At 48.2% G+C, this 16,392-nt stretch carries 11 protein-coding genes; 6 read left to right on the top strand and 5 right to left on the bottom strand.

From position 1 onward, the window contains the following. Window positions 1–250: 250 nt before the first annotated feature. The 3 genes from ACO0K1_RS06355 to ACO0K1_RS06345 all read left to right on the top strand — a co-directional run bounded on the left by ACO0K1_RS06355 (window position 251) and on the right by ACO0K1_RS06345 (window position 5,108). Entirely contained in the window at window positions 251–2,962 is a 2,712-nt protein-coding gene (locus ACO0K1_RS06355; protein WP_423023854.1) for a hypothetical protein, read from the top strand. 431 nt (window positions 2,963–3,393) lie between these two features. Next, window positions 3,394–4,185 (top strand): class II glutamine amidotransferase, encoded by a 792-nt coding sequence (locus tag ACO0K1_RS06350; RefSeq protein WP_423023852.1) that lies wholly within the window; start codon window positions 3,394–3,396, stop codon window positions 4,183–4,185. Continuing rightward, the gene (locus ACO0K1_RS06345; RefSeq protein WP_423023850.1) at window positions 4,182–5,108 is read left to right on the top strand and encodes a LysR family transcriptional regulator; all 927 of its coding nucleotides are present in this window, start codon (window positions 4,182–4,184) and stop codon (window positions 5,106–5,108) included. The genes ACO0K1_RS06350 and ACO0K1_RS06345 overlap by 4 nt, the downstream gene beginning before the upstream one ends. Before the next feature lie 74 nt (window positions 5,109–5,182). Here the strand turns inward: ACO0K1_RS06345 and ACO0K1_RS06340 are convergent, their stop codons facing one another. From ACO0K1_RS06340 to ACO0K1_RS06320, 5 genes are all read right to left on the bottom strand, one after another. Then, window positions 5,183–6,331 (bottom strand): BMP family ABC transporter substrate-binding protein, encoded by a 1,149-nt coding sequence (locus ACO0K1_RS06340; protein ID WP_423023848.1) that lies wholly within the window; start codon window positions 6,329–6,331, stop codon window positions 5,183–5,185. Window positions 6,332–6,431: 100 nt separating this feature from the next. After that, window positions 6,432–7,343 carry an ABC transporter permease gene (locus ACO0K1_RS06335; RefSeq protein ID WP_423023846.1) on the bottom strand — a complete coding sequence of 304 codons (912 nt, stop codon included), beginning with the start codon at window positions 7,341–7,343 and terminating at the stop codon, window positions 6,432–6,434. A gap of 5 nt (window positions 7,344–7,348) precedes the next feature. Then, window positions 7,349–8,452 (bottom strand): ABC transporter permease, encoded by a 1,104-nt coding sequence (locus ACO0K1_RS06330; protein ID WP_423023844.1) that lies wholly within the window; start codon window positions 8,450–8,452, stop codon window positions 7,349–7,351. Continuing rightward, entirely contained in the window at window positions 8,418–9,974 is a 1,557-nt protein-coding gene (locus ACO0K1_RS06325) for an ABC transporter ATP-binding protein (RefSeq protein ID WP_423023842.1), read from the bottom strand. The genes ACO0K1_RS06330 and ACO0K1_RS06325 overlap by 35 nt, the downstream gene beginning before the upstream one ends. Window positions 9,975–10,189: 215 nt before the next feature. Beyond that, on the bottom strand, window positions 10,190–11,458 hold the full coding sequence (locus tag ACO0K1_RS06320; protein ID WP_423023840.1) for a glycerate kinase type-2 family protein: 1,269 nt from the start codon (window positions 11,456–11,458) through the stop codon (window positions 10,190–10,192). 216 nt (window positions 11,459–11,674) lie between these two features. On the opposite strand from ACO0K1_RS06320, the gene ACO0K1_RS06315 reads away from it, so the two are divergent. The 3 genes from ACO0K1_RS06315 (at window position 11,675) to ACO0K1_RS06305 (ending at window position 16,381) form a co-directional block, all read left to right on the top strand. Then, complete coding sequence (locus ACO0K1_RS06315; RefSeq protein ID WP_423023838.1) at window positions 11,675–12,820, top strand: serine hydrolase domain-containing protein; 1,146 nt, start codon at window positions 11,675–11,677, stop codon at window positions 12,818–12,820. Window positions 12,821–13,015: 195 nt separating this feature from the next. Further along, entirely contained in the window at window positions 13,016–14,452 is a 1,437-nt protein-coding gene (locus ACO0K1_RS06310; RefSeq protein WP_423023836.1) for a metallophosphoesterase family protein, read from the top strand. 324 nt (window positions 14,453–14,776) lie between these two features. After that, window positions 14,777–16,381, top strand: a complete 1,605-nt coding sequence (locus tag ACO0K1_RS06305; RefSeq protein ID WP_423023834.1) for a methyl-accepting chemotaxis protein — start codon at window positions 14,777–14,779, stop codon at window positions 16,379–16,381. Window positions 16,382–16,392 lie beyond the last annotated feature (11 nt).

Below are 16,392 nucleotides of genomic sequence, written 5' to 3'. Positions count from 1 at the left end.
TGGGTGAGATGTGTGTAGTTCATTATGCAATTTCGACTGGCCGGTCAAAAAGGCACAAATGCTATCGCATCTTGCCCTCATTAACCGGTACCGTTCATAAATTGCACTTCATCCTAGAATTCGCCTTATTTTATTTGCCTTGTTAAATAAAAAATCACATTAGCATCGAAGTCCGCTGAAAAAATTTTGATATTTTCGGCTATGACTCGAACACCTGATGTTCATTCTTTTTAACAAATAGGGGTTAGCAATGCACTTCGTGAAGTTGGCAAAAAAATGTTGTCCGTCGGCGATCTATATAGCTTTCGCCTTTTCTTTGATTTCCTGTGGTGGCACTAACGATAATAACGAGATTGGTCAGGGGGCGTCGCCGCCGCCGATAGCTCTCGATGGATCGCAGTACGCCGCCGCTTATTTATCGACGATACAAATTCCATTATCGACGTTGAATCCAGACCTCGTCAATACATCGGATTTAAGTGTGACGCAGGTTACTGGTCCGACCACCAAATTTAGAATCGGCCCCGGCAATATCCTCTATCTGCTTTCACCACCAGAACAGTATGTTGGATCTAGTAGCACGTTTGTGATGACGAGCAAATCTTTGGGGAAAAAATATTCTTTCTCACTTCCATGGTATTCCACAGTGGGTGCACAGTTAAGCAAAATCGACGAAGCAGATGAAAATGGCAAGTTGCATCCTGACGATGGTGTCACATTGAGCGTGTCCGGCGTAACCGGCGGACTAGCGTCAGCAGCTTCATTGCCTAAGCTCGCTTTTAAGTTGAATGGAGGTAAAAAAATTGATCCTACGGCGAGTCTGATTATTGAGTCTAGTTCGAATGGTGCAAAAAATATTAGTGCTATGTTTAACTTTGATGCCGTCAATAATCAGTTCAAATTAAAAAGTGAGGCAGTACCAATTTTCTTGAATGATCTGGCGACGAACAAGGTACTGACATTGAGTGTTTCATTTTCCACCACAGATTATAAAAATACGTATGGATTTGAACAAACCATCACGTTAGGCGCTGGCGAATTGCAAATGCAAGTGATTAATTCTGATCATAGTCCAGCAACTGATTTAGCTGGCGTCCAATTTATTGCAAGTGGCAACAACACCGGATTTAAAGCGATAGCGACCTTAGATAGCCTGGGCATTGCGCATTTCACTGGTTTGCCGACAGACACCTATTCTTTGAGTGAGGTACTATTACAACCAGGTGTCGCATTGTATGGCGTTGGTGTACTCAGTCATCCAGAGATGCCGTTAATTGTTACGATTGCCCGGCAGCCTGCGGCGATTCCTACCACTTTTTCATCAGCGCACAGTGTTCCGTTGAAAGGAGATAGCAGTCCTCAAACTGCTAACTACGCGTCCTCGTGGTTTTACAATGGTGGTGAGGAAATTTTTGATCAACGCAGAAATGATATTGCCAAAAACAAAAAATCATTCAAAGCGTTAGCCGCGAATCCCAATTCTTCAAACCCGGCGATTGCAGCAATTTCTGCAAACATGGTTTATTCAGTGACGGCAATTGCCGGCGATACCAATTCATTTATATCCAGTCCGGTATCGTACACAGTGCCTAAGGGGACGCAAAATGTCGGCATTCATATCGACGTAGCTTCTCAAGAATATCCACATTTTACTCAAAGCCAAAGCCAATTTAACGATATGTGGTATTTCGATATTGAGTATCCGAACGGTTTTCCTGCTTTCAAACGACAAGGAAAAGTTAACCAGACACATGTAACGCAAGAAAATATGGGATTCGACCAGTGTTTGGACGTGAGTACTGCAGCAAAAAATAGCGATATTCAGATTAGTGGCAACCTCGGAGCAGAGAATGTGAATGATGCAAAATTCCCGACGAAAGTAACGTTGACGGTGAGTATTCCGTGTAATGCGAATCTGAACGTTACTTCGTTCAAAGCAAAAGGTACTACCACTGATGGTTTTTTTGCTCACTATCCAAGAAAAGCTGTCACCAACGAATCAACGCCGGATGGTAATCTGGCCGGTCGCTACCTGTCTGTCCCGTTGCTAACGCGTTTACCAGCGACCTTTGGCATGCCCGCCACGATTAACTATATTCCGCAAACTGCACAACTCACTGCCGTCGAATTGGCGTTGCGGACGCAATCAGGCGACATCTCACTGGGCACAGATTATCTGAAACAAGCAGATATGACGGTACCGGGGTCGATTACTTTTTCAGGTCTCACCTTAAATCCAACGCAATTGCCATTGTCATCTGCGCAAACGCAATTGGTCGTAAAACTAAAAGCGAAAGTCAATCAGACGATCTTCGCTACTGAGGGAACACCGATGGATATTGATGGATACAGCGTATTTACGCCTATTTTTTTAGCTTCTGAAACGAGCCAGTATAGCCATGTAAATCGGTTTGGTAATCATACCGAAGCAGGCGGGGATAGTTGGGCAACCTTGTCAATGCTTAATTGGTTGCAGGCGACAAAACTCCCTTTCAATGACATCTCTGCTGCGTCGGTCAAACAAAGTAGTGCAGACCCTTATAAATCAGTGTTGATGCACAGCGGGCATAGCGATGCGCAGCAAGTTGATCTCCGCTATTGGGATGGTAATGGGAGCTTCTCTGATCCCTTAAGTGGTGCCAATAATGGTAGCGGGATCGCAACACTTGCGCAAGCGGCATTGGTCGAGGTCAATACTCATGCTAAAACACATCCTAATCTGGATTCATTGGTAGCATGGATTAAAGATAATCGCGTAAATCTGAGCAAATACGCTGGCTTGACCTCTACCAGGAGAATTTATATCGGTCAGGATTTCATCTCAAAGCTATTGATCAACGCAGAGTTTCCCGATACCACGATTACTATAGGAAATGTCGGTAGCTGGAAGGATATGCCGGCAAAAATATTGCCGCAAACAAATCATCTTGATCATTGGCATATCAGTCAAAATTTACATTAGCGATAAAAAATTAGTGACCGAACCACGTAATGTCTTTGGTTTGCTCTTTGTTTTGGGCGTGAATTTCAAAAATTTCGCGCCCATGCTGCCCTCGGCGCATGCCACTGAATACCGGTCACTAAGCTTGACAGATAAATTAGAAAATAGTTATTTGATTTCAGAGGTACGAATAATCAGTTTCATTCAAAGCAGTAAAAAAACGCGTGGGGCATCGTTTATTTTTTTCAAAACTATTACCAATGTCGACAAATACTCCCGTCTACCGCAAGAGGGAGGGACAGGTGGTTGTAAATCCTGATTCTTTTGAAGATGCAGGTTCTCGACTGTACTGTGTTTTCGCTGTTTTTTCCGCATGGTAAATATCAAAAACTAGCAGCAAAATCGTAGCTGCCTATGTTAAGGTATGGGCACTTATTTTTACGTTTTGCATCATGTGTCAATTACTTGGAATGAATTGCAATACCCCGACGGATATCGTGTTTAGTTTCACGGGGTTTTCTACGCGCGGCGGTTTAACCGACGAGCATAAAGATGGCTGGGGTATCGCCTTTTTTGAAGGCAGTGGGGTGCGGCTGTTCGTGGATCATCAGCCTGCAGTCAGTTCACCGGTGGCAGATTTGATTAAAAGCTATCCGATCAAATCGAAAAACGTCATTGCCCACATCCGCAAGGCCACTCAAGGCGAGGTGATGCTGGAAAACTGTCATCCGTTTGTGCGTGAATGTTGGGGGCGTTATTGGGTTTTTGCTCATAACGGCGATTTAAAGAATTTCGCCCCTTTACTAAACGGCAGTTTTTTACCAGTCGGCACAACTGATAGTGAGTTAGCTTTTTGTTATTTGTTGCAGCAAATGCGCGGGCGCTTTGGTGAGACCTTGCCAGCGATGTCTGAACTAGCTGAATTCATGCGTGAAATAACGGCTGAAATTGCGGCGTTTGGTACGTTCAACATGATGTTGTCGAATGGCGAGGCACTGTTTACGCATTGTTCAACCAAATTGCATTACATCGTCAGGCAATATCCTTTCCCGGTGGCCAATCTGTCGGACGAGCAGGTTACGGTTGATTTTTCTCAAGTGACAACGCCCAACGATAAGGTGGCAGTGATTGTCACTGAGCCCCTAACCAATAATGAAACCTGGACACAGTTTGCCCCCGGGCAGATGATGGTGTTTGTTGACGGTGACGTGGTCGAATTTGCACCCAACGAGGTGACCGCATGAGTGCACGCCATATCGATCAGCTTGATACCAATTTATTGCGTGTCTTGCATACCTTGTTGACGGAACGTAGCGTGACCCGAACCGCCATGAAGCTGGGGCAATCGCAACCAGCGATCAGCAATATGCTGAAGCGCTTGCGTGAGATTACGGGTGACGCGATTTTAGTACGCGGCAAAAATGGCATGACGGCGACGGAACGTGGACAAGAATTATTGTTGCTGGCACGCCAAGGTTTGAGTGTGATGGAAAGCATCGCCAGCCCAGCGCCCGCATTTGTGGCGGCGACGACGCAACGCGTATTCCACCTCGGAGCGCCGGATTATCTGAGCGTATTGCTCCTCCCGATGGTAATGGAAAAAGTACGTGAACTGGCACCGCAGGCAGGATTAGTGATTCATGCCCTAAATGCTGGTTTTGACTACGCTGCCGCATTAGAAACTGGCGAGCTGGATTGTGTGATCGGCAATTGGCCGGATTTGCCACAACATTTGCATATTGCGCAATTATTTGAAGATGAAGTCGTCTGCATGGTTAACCGCAAGCATCCTGTCGTCAGCAAAGGACTTTCCCTGAAATATTATCTGGAAATGTCGCACTTGGCGCCGACGCCTTACATGATGGGCCATCGCAGTATCATTGATGGCGCATTAGCAGAGCAAGGATTGAAGCGCAAAATTCAAATGACGATCCCCTATTTTGGCATGGTGCCGTATGTGCTTTCGAAAACAGATTTAGTGTTTACGACCAGTCGCAGTTTTGCTGTGCAATGTGCCAAAGACTGGCCGATAGAGATTTTACCGATGCCAATTCCGATGCCAAAAATGCAGTTTTTTATGCTCTGGCATGAGCGCGTGCATGCGGCGGCTGAAGTACAGTGGCTGCGTAAAATTGTGGCAGAGGTTGCCGGTACGGTGTACGCATAAATTTGTCGCTGTATCAATAAAAAACCCCGCGCTTCAGATGATGAAGCGCGGGGTTTTTAAATGAAAGTTACTGATTAGCCTGGTACTTTGCCTTCTACACCTTCGACATAGAACTTGATTTCATGCAGGAACTTATCATCTGCGACCGCATCTTTGCCCAGCACTTCTTTACCGGTATTGTCTTTTAACGGACCTTTCCAGATCGGTGCTGTGCCGTCGATGACGCCTTGACGTTTCTCAGCGATGAGTTTTTTGACGTCGTCAGACAAGTTGGCATTGAACGATTTCAGGTCGATCATATTTTCTTTCAGGCCCCACCAGGTAAAGCCAGATTTCCATTTACCATCAATCACATCACCGACGCGTTGGATGTAGTAGCCGCTCCAATCAATGGTCGACGCTGCTACATGCGCTTTAGGACCGAATTTGGTCATGTCGCTATCCCAGCCGAACGCTAAGACATTTTTCTCTTCCGCGGTTTGTACGACAGCAGCGGAGTCAGTATTTTGCATCAGCACGTCAACGCCTTGACCGATCAGCGTGGTTGCTGCTTCGCGTTCCTTGCCCGGATCAAACCATTTGTTGACCCAAACTACTTTGGTCGTTGCTTTTGGATTCACGCTGCGTGCACCAATTTCAAACGAATCGATGTTACGGATGACTTCTGGAATAGGTACTGAAGCAACGATACCTAATTTGCCGGATTTGCTCAGCTTACCAGCCGCAACACCGGCCAAATAGGCACCTTCATAGGTACGTACATCATATTGCGCCATGTTGTCGGCCGTTTTGTAACCGGTGGCATGTTCAAATTTGACGTCTGGGAAATCTTTAGCAACTTTCAGCATCGCTTCCATGTAGCCAAAGCTCGTTGCGAAGATAACCTTGTTGCCTTGGGTTGCCAGATCGCGAATCACGCGTTCGGCATCGGCAGCGCTTTCTGGCACGTTTTCGACAAAGGTGGTTTTTACTTTGTCACCAAATTTGGCATCAACCAATTTACGGGCTGCATCGTGTGCATATGTCCAGCCTGCATCACCGACGGGACCGACGTAAATGAAGCCAACTTTTAAAGGCTCGGCAGCGGCTGCCGGTGCTGCGGCTGCGCTAGCAGGGGCAGCGGCGACTTCTGGTTTAGCTTCGTCTTTCTTACCGCAAGCGACCAGACCAAGAACCGACAGCGAGACCGCCGCGACCAGGGTTTTTCTACGGGAAATTTTCATTATCAGTTTCCTTCGGTGGACAAAAAATGGTTATAAAACTTAATGCGCTTTTTTTACTCTCAAACTTGCTGCAAAAAACGACCTTGTTTAATGTTACCTATCAAGGTCGGAAAGGCTTGCCCAACGAGGCCGGCATATTCAAACGGATCCAATCCGGATTACGTGAAATGACGACCAATACGACGATCGTTGCCACATAAGGCAGCATGGACAAAATCTGTGATGGAATTGCAATACCGATAGACTGGAAGTAAAACTGCAATATCGTCACGCTACCAAACAATAATGCTCCCAGCAAGACCCGTGCCGGACGCCAGGTCGCAAAAGTGGTCAGTGCCAATGCAATCCAGCCACGACCCGCAACCAAACCTTCCACCCACATCGGTGTATAGATGATGGACAGGTAAGCGCCTGCAATGCCGCAGCAAGCGCCGCTGAAAAGCAAGGCGACATAGCGGATTTTGCGTACCGGATAGCCAAGCGCATGCGCTGATTCTGGCGACTCACCGACGGCGCGCAATACCAAACCCGCGCGGGTACGGTACAAGAACCAGATGATGCCAGCACAAAGCGCCAAGCTGAAATAGACCGCCCAATGCTGATCAAATAAGGCTTTGCCAAAGAATGGGATCTCCGCCAGAAACGGTACACCGTGACTGCCAGGTGCCAAAGACTGACCGACAAATGACTGACCGATAAACGCCGAAAGACCCGCACCAAAGATCGACAAGGCCAATCCAGTGGCGACTTGATTCGTTGCCAATACCAGTGCTAGCCACGCAAACAAACTTGCCATTAACATACCGGCGACGGCACCTGCCAAAAATCCCAATGCCGGGTTATTTGTTTGATGGGCAACGGCAAATCCAACAATTGCGGCGACCAACATCATGCCTTCCGCACCAAGATTGAGCACGCCTGCACGCTCATTGATCAGCAAACCAAGTGCCGCAATCAACAAGGGCGTGCCAGAATTAATGGAGGCGGCGATAAGAGCTGCAAAATTTTCCATGATACTTATTTCTTCCAACGAAGGCGGTAATTGATCAGCGTGTCACAAGCGAGCAGTAGGAATAGCAGCATGCCTTGAAACAGACCAGTAATGGCGGAAGGCAAACCTAAGCGCGATTGGGCTAATTCACCACCAAGATAAAACAGCGATAACACCAGCCCGCCGAAGATACTGCCGATAGGATTTAATCGACCAATAAAGGCAACAATAATTGCCGCAAAACCGTATCCTGGCGAAATCGACGGTAATACTTGCCCGATTGGCCCCGCCACTTCAAACGCACCCGCCATACCGGCAAAGCCACCGGAAATCAGCAACGACGTCCACAAGGCTTTGCGACTCGAAAAGCCCGCATAGCGCGCTGCCAGTGGTGCCAGCCCGCCGACGGTCAGGCGATAACCGGCAAAGCTGCGATACACAAACACCGCCATGATGGCGCTGGCGATCAACATCACCACAAAGCCAATATGTAAACGGCTGCCTGCCATGATGTGTGGCAATACATACTCGCTGGAAAACACTTTGGATTGCGGAAAATTCATGCCATTCGGATCTTTTAAAGGGCCATTTACCGCATACATCAGCAATAATTGTGCGATATACGTCAGCATTAAGGACACCAGAATTTCATTGGCGTGAAATTTATCCTTCAGCAATGCGGTGATGGATGCCCACAGACTACCGCCAATGACCCCCGCCAGCGTCGCCAGTACCAGCACGGTGTTGCCCGATATGCTCGATAGGCCCGATGTGCCATTGTCGAAATATAAAATGGTCGAACCTGCTGCCAGACCGCCAGCAATTAACTGCCCTTCGGCGCCGATATTCCAGACATTGGCGCGATAGCAGATCGACAGCCCTAGCGCGCACAGCACCAGTGGCGTCGTTTTCATGAGTAACTCAGCAATTGCCGAGGCGCTGCGTACCGGCTCAATCAAAAATACTTCCAGCCCGACCAAAGGATTTTTACCCAGTGCCAGAAACACCAATCCGCCAAAAAATATCGTCAGTGCGAGCGCCAGTATCGGTGACAGATAGGCCATGCTGCGCGACGATGCTGCACGTAATTCAAGCTTAAGCATGGGCAACCTCAGCACTTCTGGTTGCATTGACGTCCCATAAACCACTCATCCACAATCCTATCTGTTCTCTGGTGGCCAGTTCCGTTGCAATCGACGGTGATAAACGGCCTTTGGCGATCACATGCATGCGATCGCATAATTCAAATAATTCATCCAGCTCTTCGGAAATGACGAGAACGGCACATCCAGCTTGTTTGAGCTTGCGAATTTCGGCATGAATTTGCGCGGCTGCACCAACGTCGACGCCCCAGGTTGGTTGTGCAACGATGAAGACTTCTGGCTCGCGCATGATTTCCCGGCCGACAATAAATTTCTGCAAATTGCCGCCCGACAAGCTGCGCGCCAACGCTGCTGGCCCTGAGGCTTTCACCCGAAAACGGCTGATGATGTCGCTCGCGGCTTGTATCGTATGTCTAAAATTAATCATGCCATGCCGGACAAACGGCGCTTTTTGTTGAGACAGCAACATATTGTCGGTCAGGCTCATCTCTGGCACTGCGCCGCGTCCCAGGCGTTCTTCTGGCACCAGACTTTGTCCGAGATCGCGTCGCGCATTCGGGCCACGATTGCCAACCGGCTTGCCTTTGAGCGTGATCATTTGCGCAGCAGGCCGACGGTCTTCACCAGATAAAGCCGCGAGTAATTCTTGCTGACCATTGCCGGAAACGCCCGCAATACCGACGATTTCTCCTGCAAAGAGTTCAAGATTAATGTTGTCTAACGCAGTCGCAAACGCATGCGCCTTGGCGAGGGTGAGCTGTTGTAGTCGCAGGCGCGACGCCCCTGGCTGGCTGCGTTGATCAGGTGTGTGCTGTGGAATGGTATCGCCGATCATCAGGCGCGACAGGCTGGCTGCGGTTTCTTGTGCCGGATCACAATGTCCGGTGACTTTACCCATACGCATCACCGTGGCTGAGTGACACAGTTCACGGATTTCATCAAGTTTGTGGCTGATGTATAAAATACTGCATCCTTCAGCGGCAATTTTGCGCAAGGTCACGAAAAGTTTTTGTACTGCCTGGGGAGTCAGGACCGACGTCGGTTCGTCAAGAATCAAAAGCTGTGGATGGGTAAGAAGAGCACGAACGATTTCGACCCGCTGTCGTTCGCCGACTGATAAGGTGTGTACGTGGCGATGCGGTTCTAGTTCCAGACCATAATTGGCACCTGTCTGGCGAATTTGTTCGGCCAGTTCCGCCATATTGACGCCTGCATCGAGACCAAGTGCAATATTTTCCGTAACGGTCAACGTGTCGAACAGTGAAAAGTGCTGAAACACCATGGAGATGCCGAGTTTGCGTGCATCTTGTGGGTTGGCGATGCTGACTTCCTGACCATTCCATTGGATGCGACCAGAATCTGGTTTGACTGCGCCAAAAATGATTTTCATTAACGTGGACTTACCAGCACCATTCTCACCGAGCACGGCATGGATTTCACCGGGAGCAACGCTGAGATTGATATGATCGTTGGCCACGACCGCAGGATAGCTTTTACAAATATCAGCAAGCGCTAATCTGGGCAATATTGGTGAAGCAGTAGAAGTCACGTGTACCTTTCCAACATGAATATAAGCGCCCAAATTGATATTGAGCTGCCTAAAAATAGCCTGAGGGCAGTAGAAAAAACCTGATCCCTTGCATCAAGATGACCAGCGAAAAAACAGCGACAGCAACTCAGAGTAGGGAGATTGCAGCGCACACATCATCATGAAACAGGCATGTTGAGTATTCAGGCCACATTATAAATCCCTATGGGGCAGATTCACAAAACCAAAATTGCTCTGAAATCATTCACGTTGGTGCGGGTAGGACCGCTGATGATTAAATTTTCTAAAGATGAGAAAAACGTATAAGCATCGTTGTTTTCCAACATCAGTTTTGGATATAAATCATTTACTTTTGCACGTTGTAGCGAATCCGGTTCGCAGATCGCTCCGGCATTGTCTTCTGAACCATCAATTCCGTCCGTATCGCAAGCAAGTGCATAAATGCCCGGATGACCATCCAACGCCAGCGTCAGACTGAGTAAAAATTCAGCATTACGACCACCGCGACCCTGGCCTCGAACGGTTACCGTTGTTTCACCGCCGGACAAAATGACGCAGGGTTTTTGGAAAGGTTGTCCCTTCTTTGCGACTTGAAGGGCGATTGCTGCATGCATGACCCCGATATCACGTGCCTCGCCTTCGATCCCATCCGACAAAATGTGGGCCGTAATTCCAGCAACGCCAGCCGCATAGGCTGCAGCATCGAGCGCATGCTGGGCGGTCGCGATGATGTGATGGGTGTGACGGGCAAAACGCGCATCGCTGGAGTCTGGGGTTTCACCACGTCCTGATTGCAAATGATCAATTATATTTTGGGGCACTGGTATTGCATATTTGTGCAAAATAGCTAAAGCGTCAGCGCAAGTACTGTCATCTGGTAGGGTCGGACCACTGGCGATGATGTTGGCGTCGTCGCCAGGCACATCGGAAATCAATAGCGTGGCCACGCGGGCAGGAGCACATGCGAGCCCGAGCCGGCCGCCTTTAATGGCCGACAAATGTTTGCGTACACAATTCATTTCATCGATTGCTGAGCCACTTTTGAGCAATGCTTTATTTATCGCCTGTTTTTGCTCCAGGGTGATACCGTCGGCAGGCAACGCCAACAAGGCAGAGCCGCCGCCAGAAATCAGGCACAACACCAAGTCATCCGCCTTCAAACCTTGCACCATTTGCAAAATTCTTTGCGCTGCTTGTTGCCCGGCGGTATCGGGCACTGGATGGGCGGCTTCGATGACCTCGATACGTTCGCAAGGTGCGCCGTGCCCGTAGCGTGTCACCACCACGCCCGACAACTCGCCGTGCCAGTGCTGTTCTACCGTGCGCGCCATCGCCGCGGCGGCTTTGCCAGCACCGATGACAATTGTGCGGCCACGCACAGGTGGTGCGGGCAAAAATGCGGGCAGGCATTTGTCGGCACTGACTGCATCGACCGCCGTTTGGTATAAAGAGAACAGGAAATCGCGTGGAGATGAGATGGTCATGGCGGCGGAGTAGTAATATGACGTTTTTGGGGCTGATGATTTGGGTTGATAATCATGTTTGTCAATCATGCTTAACAAGCATGATTGACGATTGAGGCTAACGACAATTCGTATTAGCGTTATATGCTACGCTGCAACGGCAATGTTTTTTGAGTTCTTAGATTTAAATTGATCATAAACGATATGACTTACAATTTCAGTGAAGTAAATTCATCAATGCAAAAATACGTCGATCGCGAGATTCTCGCGGGCGTATCAACAGCCGTCCTGGTCGGACAAGACTTGGTGCATCAGCATTGTGTGGGCTGGGCAGACAAAGAAAATAATATCCTGCTGCGAGACGATCATTTGTTCCGGATTTTTTCAAATTCCAAATTAATTACATCGATCGCCATCTTGATCCTGATGGACGATGGCAAGCTGGCGCTGGATGATGTAGTTGAGCAATATTTGCCGCAATTAGGCAACCGTCGCGTTCTAAAACCGAATGCGGGCAGCCTCGACGATACCGAGCCCGCACGTTCGTCGATCACCATTCGCCAATTGCTCAACCATACCTCAGGCCTGAGTTACGGTTTGCTAGACCATGGCAGCATGATGTACAAGGCATATAACGAACGCAAAGTACTGAATGCTTTTCAGACCTTGGAAGAAATGATCACCGTACTCGAACCATTGCCGTTGAGTTTTCATCCAGGCACAGCGTGGCAGTATTCGATCGCGACAGATGTTTTATCGCGTATTGTTGAAGTCGTGAGTGGTAGAAATTTTGAACAATTCATTCGCTTACGCATACTCAATCCACTGGGAATGGACGACACCAGCTTTTTTGTGCCTGAACACAAGTTGGATCGTCTGACTGCCTATTACGGCGGCGCAGATCCGGAAAATATTTTGAAGCGCGGTTTGCGGCGTTTAGAGAAATCGCCCTATCCGGGTGCATTTGTGACTCCTGTACCGCGATTATCGGGTGGCGGTGGTCTTGTCTCAAGCATGCACGATATGCTGGCTTTGATACGTAGTCTGATGCCTGGCGGTGACTCTTTATTAAAACCGGAAACGTTGCATTTGATGATGCAAAATCATTTGCCAAACGGCACAGGTGTTGGCTTTCCCGGAATTGGCGATGTACCTGGCAAAGGTTTTGGTTATGGTGGCGCGGTGACGTTGAAACCGTCATCCATCGACCCACCTGGCTCAGAAGGTGAATTTGAGTGGGGCGGCATTGCTGGCACACATTGGTGGATTTCGCCGCGGCACAATATTGCCGGCGTCTTGATGACCCAACGCCTGATGAGCTTCTGGCATCCATTTTCGTTTGATTTTAAACGGCATGCGTATCAGGCGGTCGTGAAAGTTTAGTAGGGTGGTGTAACCCGCGCTGCTCCTATCATTGCCCCGATTTTGCGGGTATCACCGGCCGCACTAAACTTGTTCACTATTCATAAAAAAACGACACTGGCTATTAAGCCAATCTTAAGTTTATATTCATTGTCCTGACATGTTTGTCGCATACTATGTAGACCTGAATTTATTTGTCGTCATCGGAGAAAAAAATTGAAATTTCATTGGATTCGTGGCACTGCGTTGATCGCCAGTTTGATCTCACTTGCCGCTTGTAACAGCTTACCTAGACAACAAACGATAACAACGAGCAATGACAGCAGCAAATCTTTGCAAGCGTCGTGGGTTGTTATGGGCGAGCAAGGACAAGCATTTGCCAAAGCAATTACCACCGACAGCGTTTGTCCTGTACTGGTGCAAGATGGCGCGGCACAGAAGATGGCGGTTCGTGCAGCCGCAGCCACCATGCCATTGCGTAAAACGGCAAGTAAGCCTGATGCTTCCAAACCCTCCGAATTCGTCGTGCTGACCTGCGAGGCGCCTTTGTCGAACGGCACTAAAGTAGCAAGTATCGCTGGCCACACTTTGCCGTTGCCAAAAGCGACGGTACAAAAAATTATTGTCGTTGGTGATAGTGGCTGCCGTTTAAAGGCGTCGGATAATTATTTCCAGCCCTGCAATGATGGTGAAAAATGGGCGTTCCGTTCTATGGTAGAAACGGCTGCTAAATTCAAACCAGATCTGGTATTGCATGTAGGTGACTACCAATATCGTGAAAATCCTTGCCCTGAAGGTCATCCAGAATGTGCCGGTAGCCCATGGGGTTATGGCTGGGATACGTGGCAGGCCGATTTTTTCACACCGGCGCAGGCTTTATTGAATGCCGCGCCGTGGGTTTTTGTGCGTGGTAATCATGAGAGTTGTACTCGTGCTGGTCAGGGCTGGTGGCGTTTTTTGGATCCGCGTCCATTGCAAGCTGGTCGCGATTGTAATGTCGATCAGAATGATTTGATCGGTGATTACAGCGCACCGTATGCGGTGCCATTGGGTACTATTGCCGGGCAATCTGCACAAATTATCGTATTTGACTCGTCTAAAGCGCCAAATAAAGCGATTTCAAAAGAGGATGCTGCCCGTCAGATTTATGTCGATCAAATGAAAACGGTCAATCAATTGGCTGAGCACGCCGATTTTAATTTATTTACGAACCATCATCCGATTTTAGGCCTGGCTGCAGAGAAGAAACGTAGCGGTGGCCTCGATGTGAAGCCGGGCAATGGTGCATTGCAGGACGTTCTGCAGGAAGTGAACCCGACACGCCTGTTTTCGCCAAAAATTCAAGTGGCCATTTCAGGACACATTCATTTGTTTGAGGCGTTGACTTTTTCCAACGATTATCCGACGCAGTTTGTTTCTGGCAATGGCGGATCCTCCTTGGATACAGCGATGAAAACGCCATTGGAAGAGGGCGCGACCCCTTATCCGGCTGCGCATTTAGCGCATTTTAGTAATTCCAATGACGTTGGTTTTATGACGATGGAGCGTGAGCAAAACCACTGGAAAGTTCAGGCATGGAACAAAGACGGTAAATTAATCACAGAATGCCAGATGCAAGAGAAAAGCACGGATTGCCATACTGCGAAGAAATAATCGCTGCTGAGTTGATAGTGATTTGGAAGTGATTTGAGATTGACTAATAAAAGCGGAGCCTCGTGGCTCCGCTTTTATATTTAATGTCATTAAAATCGCGTCAATAAGACCAGTGATGCACGAAATTAAAGAATTTTGATTAAGATTGTTGATAATGGTAAAATTTCTTATTCGCAATGCGGCATTATTGCCACATGGAATTATTAAACAATTATAAATGTCTTGATGCCGTCATATTCCCACTGCAAATTGCTTGTATAGTAAGAGTAAATGTTCGATTTTTTGTAGCATTTTTTGATGTCTGGATCCTTTCTGGAGTACGTCATGAAATTGTTTTACGATTTACGAATTGCATCAAAACTATTGCTCGGATTTGTTACCTTATTGGTCTTAACCAGCATCCTCGGGGCTTTCTCCGTCTATCAATTATCCAGCGTTAATCAGACAACCGTTGATCTCGGTGCCAGTTGGATGCCAAGTGTCAACGCGGCGATGGGTATTAAAGAACGCATGTCTCGTTTGCGTACCCAGGAAATGCAGATTGTGTTATCTGCTGGTGACTCTGCGATGGTGGATAAATACGCCAAACGCTTTGATGATTACACCGTTGAACTCAAAAAATACGAGCAAGCGTATGCGAAGTTAATTTCAACGGATGCGGAAAAGTCCTATTTTTCTGAATACCAAAAGCTATGGGATCAGTATCTCGCCGAATCAAAAAAAATGCGGGAGCAAGCACGTTCTGGTGATCGGGACGCCGCCCTTGTTACGCTGCGTGGTGCTTCGTCCACCCTGAACGGTCAGATTTTGGCTATCGCCGATAAGATAGTAAAGGTCAACGTCGAAGGTGGGCAGGCTTCTTATGACGCAAGTAGTGCCATTTATAAGTCGTCCAGAGTGTGGATTATTTTGCTGTGCGTGGTTAGTGTGAGTCTGGGACTTGCGTTGGCTTTGTGGATCGCACGGGTGATTTCGCGCCCCTTGCAAGCAGCAGTTCGTATTGCCAAAACGGTGGCGGCAGGCGATTTAAGTATCGATATTCGGGCCGACACGAAGGATGAAACCGGACAACTGCTACAAGTACTGAAAGAAATGAATGCGAATTTGTTATCGGTAGTGCGTGAAGTGAGGCAGGGTACCGATGCAATTGCCACGGCATCGACACAGATCGCCACAGGTAACATGGATTTGTCAGCACGGACAGAAAGTCAGGCGGGTTCGTTAGAAGAAACTGCATCCTCGATGGAAGAACTGACTTCAACCGTCAAGCATAACAGTGACAACGCACGTCAAGCCAATCAGCTCGCGCAGTCTGCGACAGAGGTGGCGCAACGTGGCGGCGACGTCGTATCGCGGGTAGTTAATACGATGGATTCGATAAATGTCTCATCGAAGAAAATCGTCGACATCATTTCTGTCATTGACGGGATCGCGTTCCAAACCAATATTTTGGCCTTGAATGCCGCTGTCGAAGCAGCGCGGGCCGGCGAACAAGGGCGTGGCTTTGCAGTCGTTGCGTCCGAAGTCAGAAATTTGGCGCAACGTTCGGCGAGTGCTGCCAAAGAAATCAAAATCCTGATTGATGATTCAGTAATGCAAGTTGTACAGGGTACACGACTGGTCGCCGAGGCTGGCGCGACCATGCAAGATGTGGTCACTAGTGTGCAGCGAGTGAACGATGTTATCAGTGAAATTACCTCTGCCTCCGCCGAACAAAGTGCCGGCATTGATCAGATCAATAAGGCGATTATCGATATTGACGAGATTACTCAACAAAATGCTGCTTTAGTAGAAGAAGCCGCTGCCGCAGCAGCCTCATTGCAAGAACAAGCCGATAACTTAAGTCGTGTCGTCGGTGTGTTTAAGTTGGATCATCAAGAACGCAGGTTTGACCAACGTGTCACAGGACCTCTGGGTATTGCAGCGTAAGGTGCAGTATT

The organism is Undibacterium sp. SXout20W, from assembly GCF_049340285.1.
In the GTDB taxonomy this organism is placed as follows: Bacteria; Pseudomonadota; Gammaproteobacteria; order Burkholderiales; family Burkholderiaceae_D; genus Undibacterium.
Note: the sequence above shows the minus strand (reverse complement) of the source record. Positions and strands in the feature narration are given on the sequence as shown.

Excerpts from the sequence above, each read along its gene's own strand:
- ACO0K1_RS06355 (WP_423023854.1), top strand. The coding sequence starts at position 251 with ATGCACTTCGTGAAGTTGGCAAAAAAATGTTGTCCGTCGGCGATCTAT.
- ACO0K1_RS06350 (WP_423023852.1), top strand. The coding sequence starts at position 3,394 with ATGTGTCAATTACTTGGAATGAATTGCAATACCCCGACGGATATCGTG.
- ACO0K1_RS06345 (WP_423023850.1), top strand. The coding sequence starts at position 4,182 with ATGAGTGCACGCCATATCGATCAGCTTGATACCAATTTATTGCGTGTC.
- ACO0K1_RS06340 (WP_423023848.1), bottom strand. The coding sequence starts at position 6,331 with ATGAAAATTTCCCGTAGAAAAACCCTGGTCGCGGCGGTCTCGCTGTCG.
- ACO0K1_RS06335 (WP_423023846.1), bottom strand. The coding sequence starts at position 7,343 with ATGGAAAATTTTGCAGCTCTTATCGCCGCCTCCATTAATTCTGGCACG.
- ACO0K1_RS06330 (WP_423023844.1), bottom strand. The coding sequence starts at position 8,452 with ATGCAACCAGAAGTGCTGAGGTTGCCCATGCTTAAGCTTGAATTACGT.
- ACO0K1_RS06320 (WP_423023840.1), bottom strand. The coding sequence starts at position 11,458 with ATGACCATCTCATCTCCACGCGATTTCCTGTTCTCTTTATACCAAACG.
- ACO0K1_RS06315 (WP_423023838.1), top strand. The coding sequence starts at position 11,675 with ATGCAAAAATACGTCGATCGCGAGATTCTCGCGGGCGTATCAACAGCC.
- ACO0K1_RS06305 (WP_423023834.1), top strand. The coding sequence starts at position 14,777 with ATGAAATTGTTTTACGATTTACGAATTGCATCAAAACTATTGCTCGGA.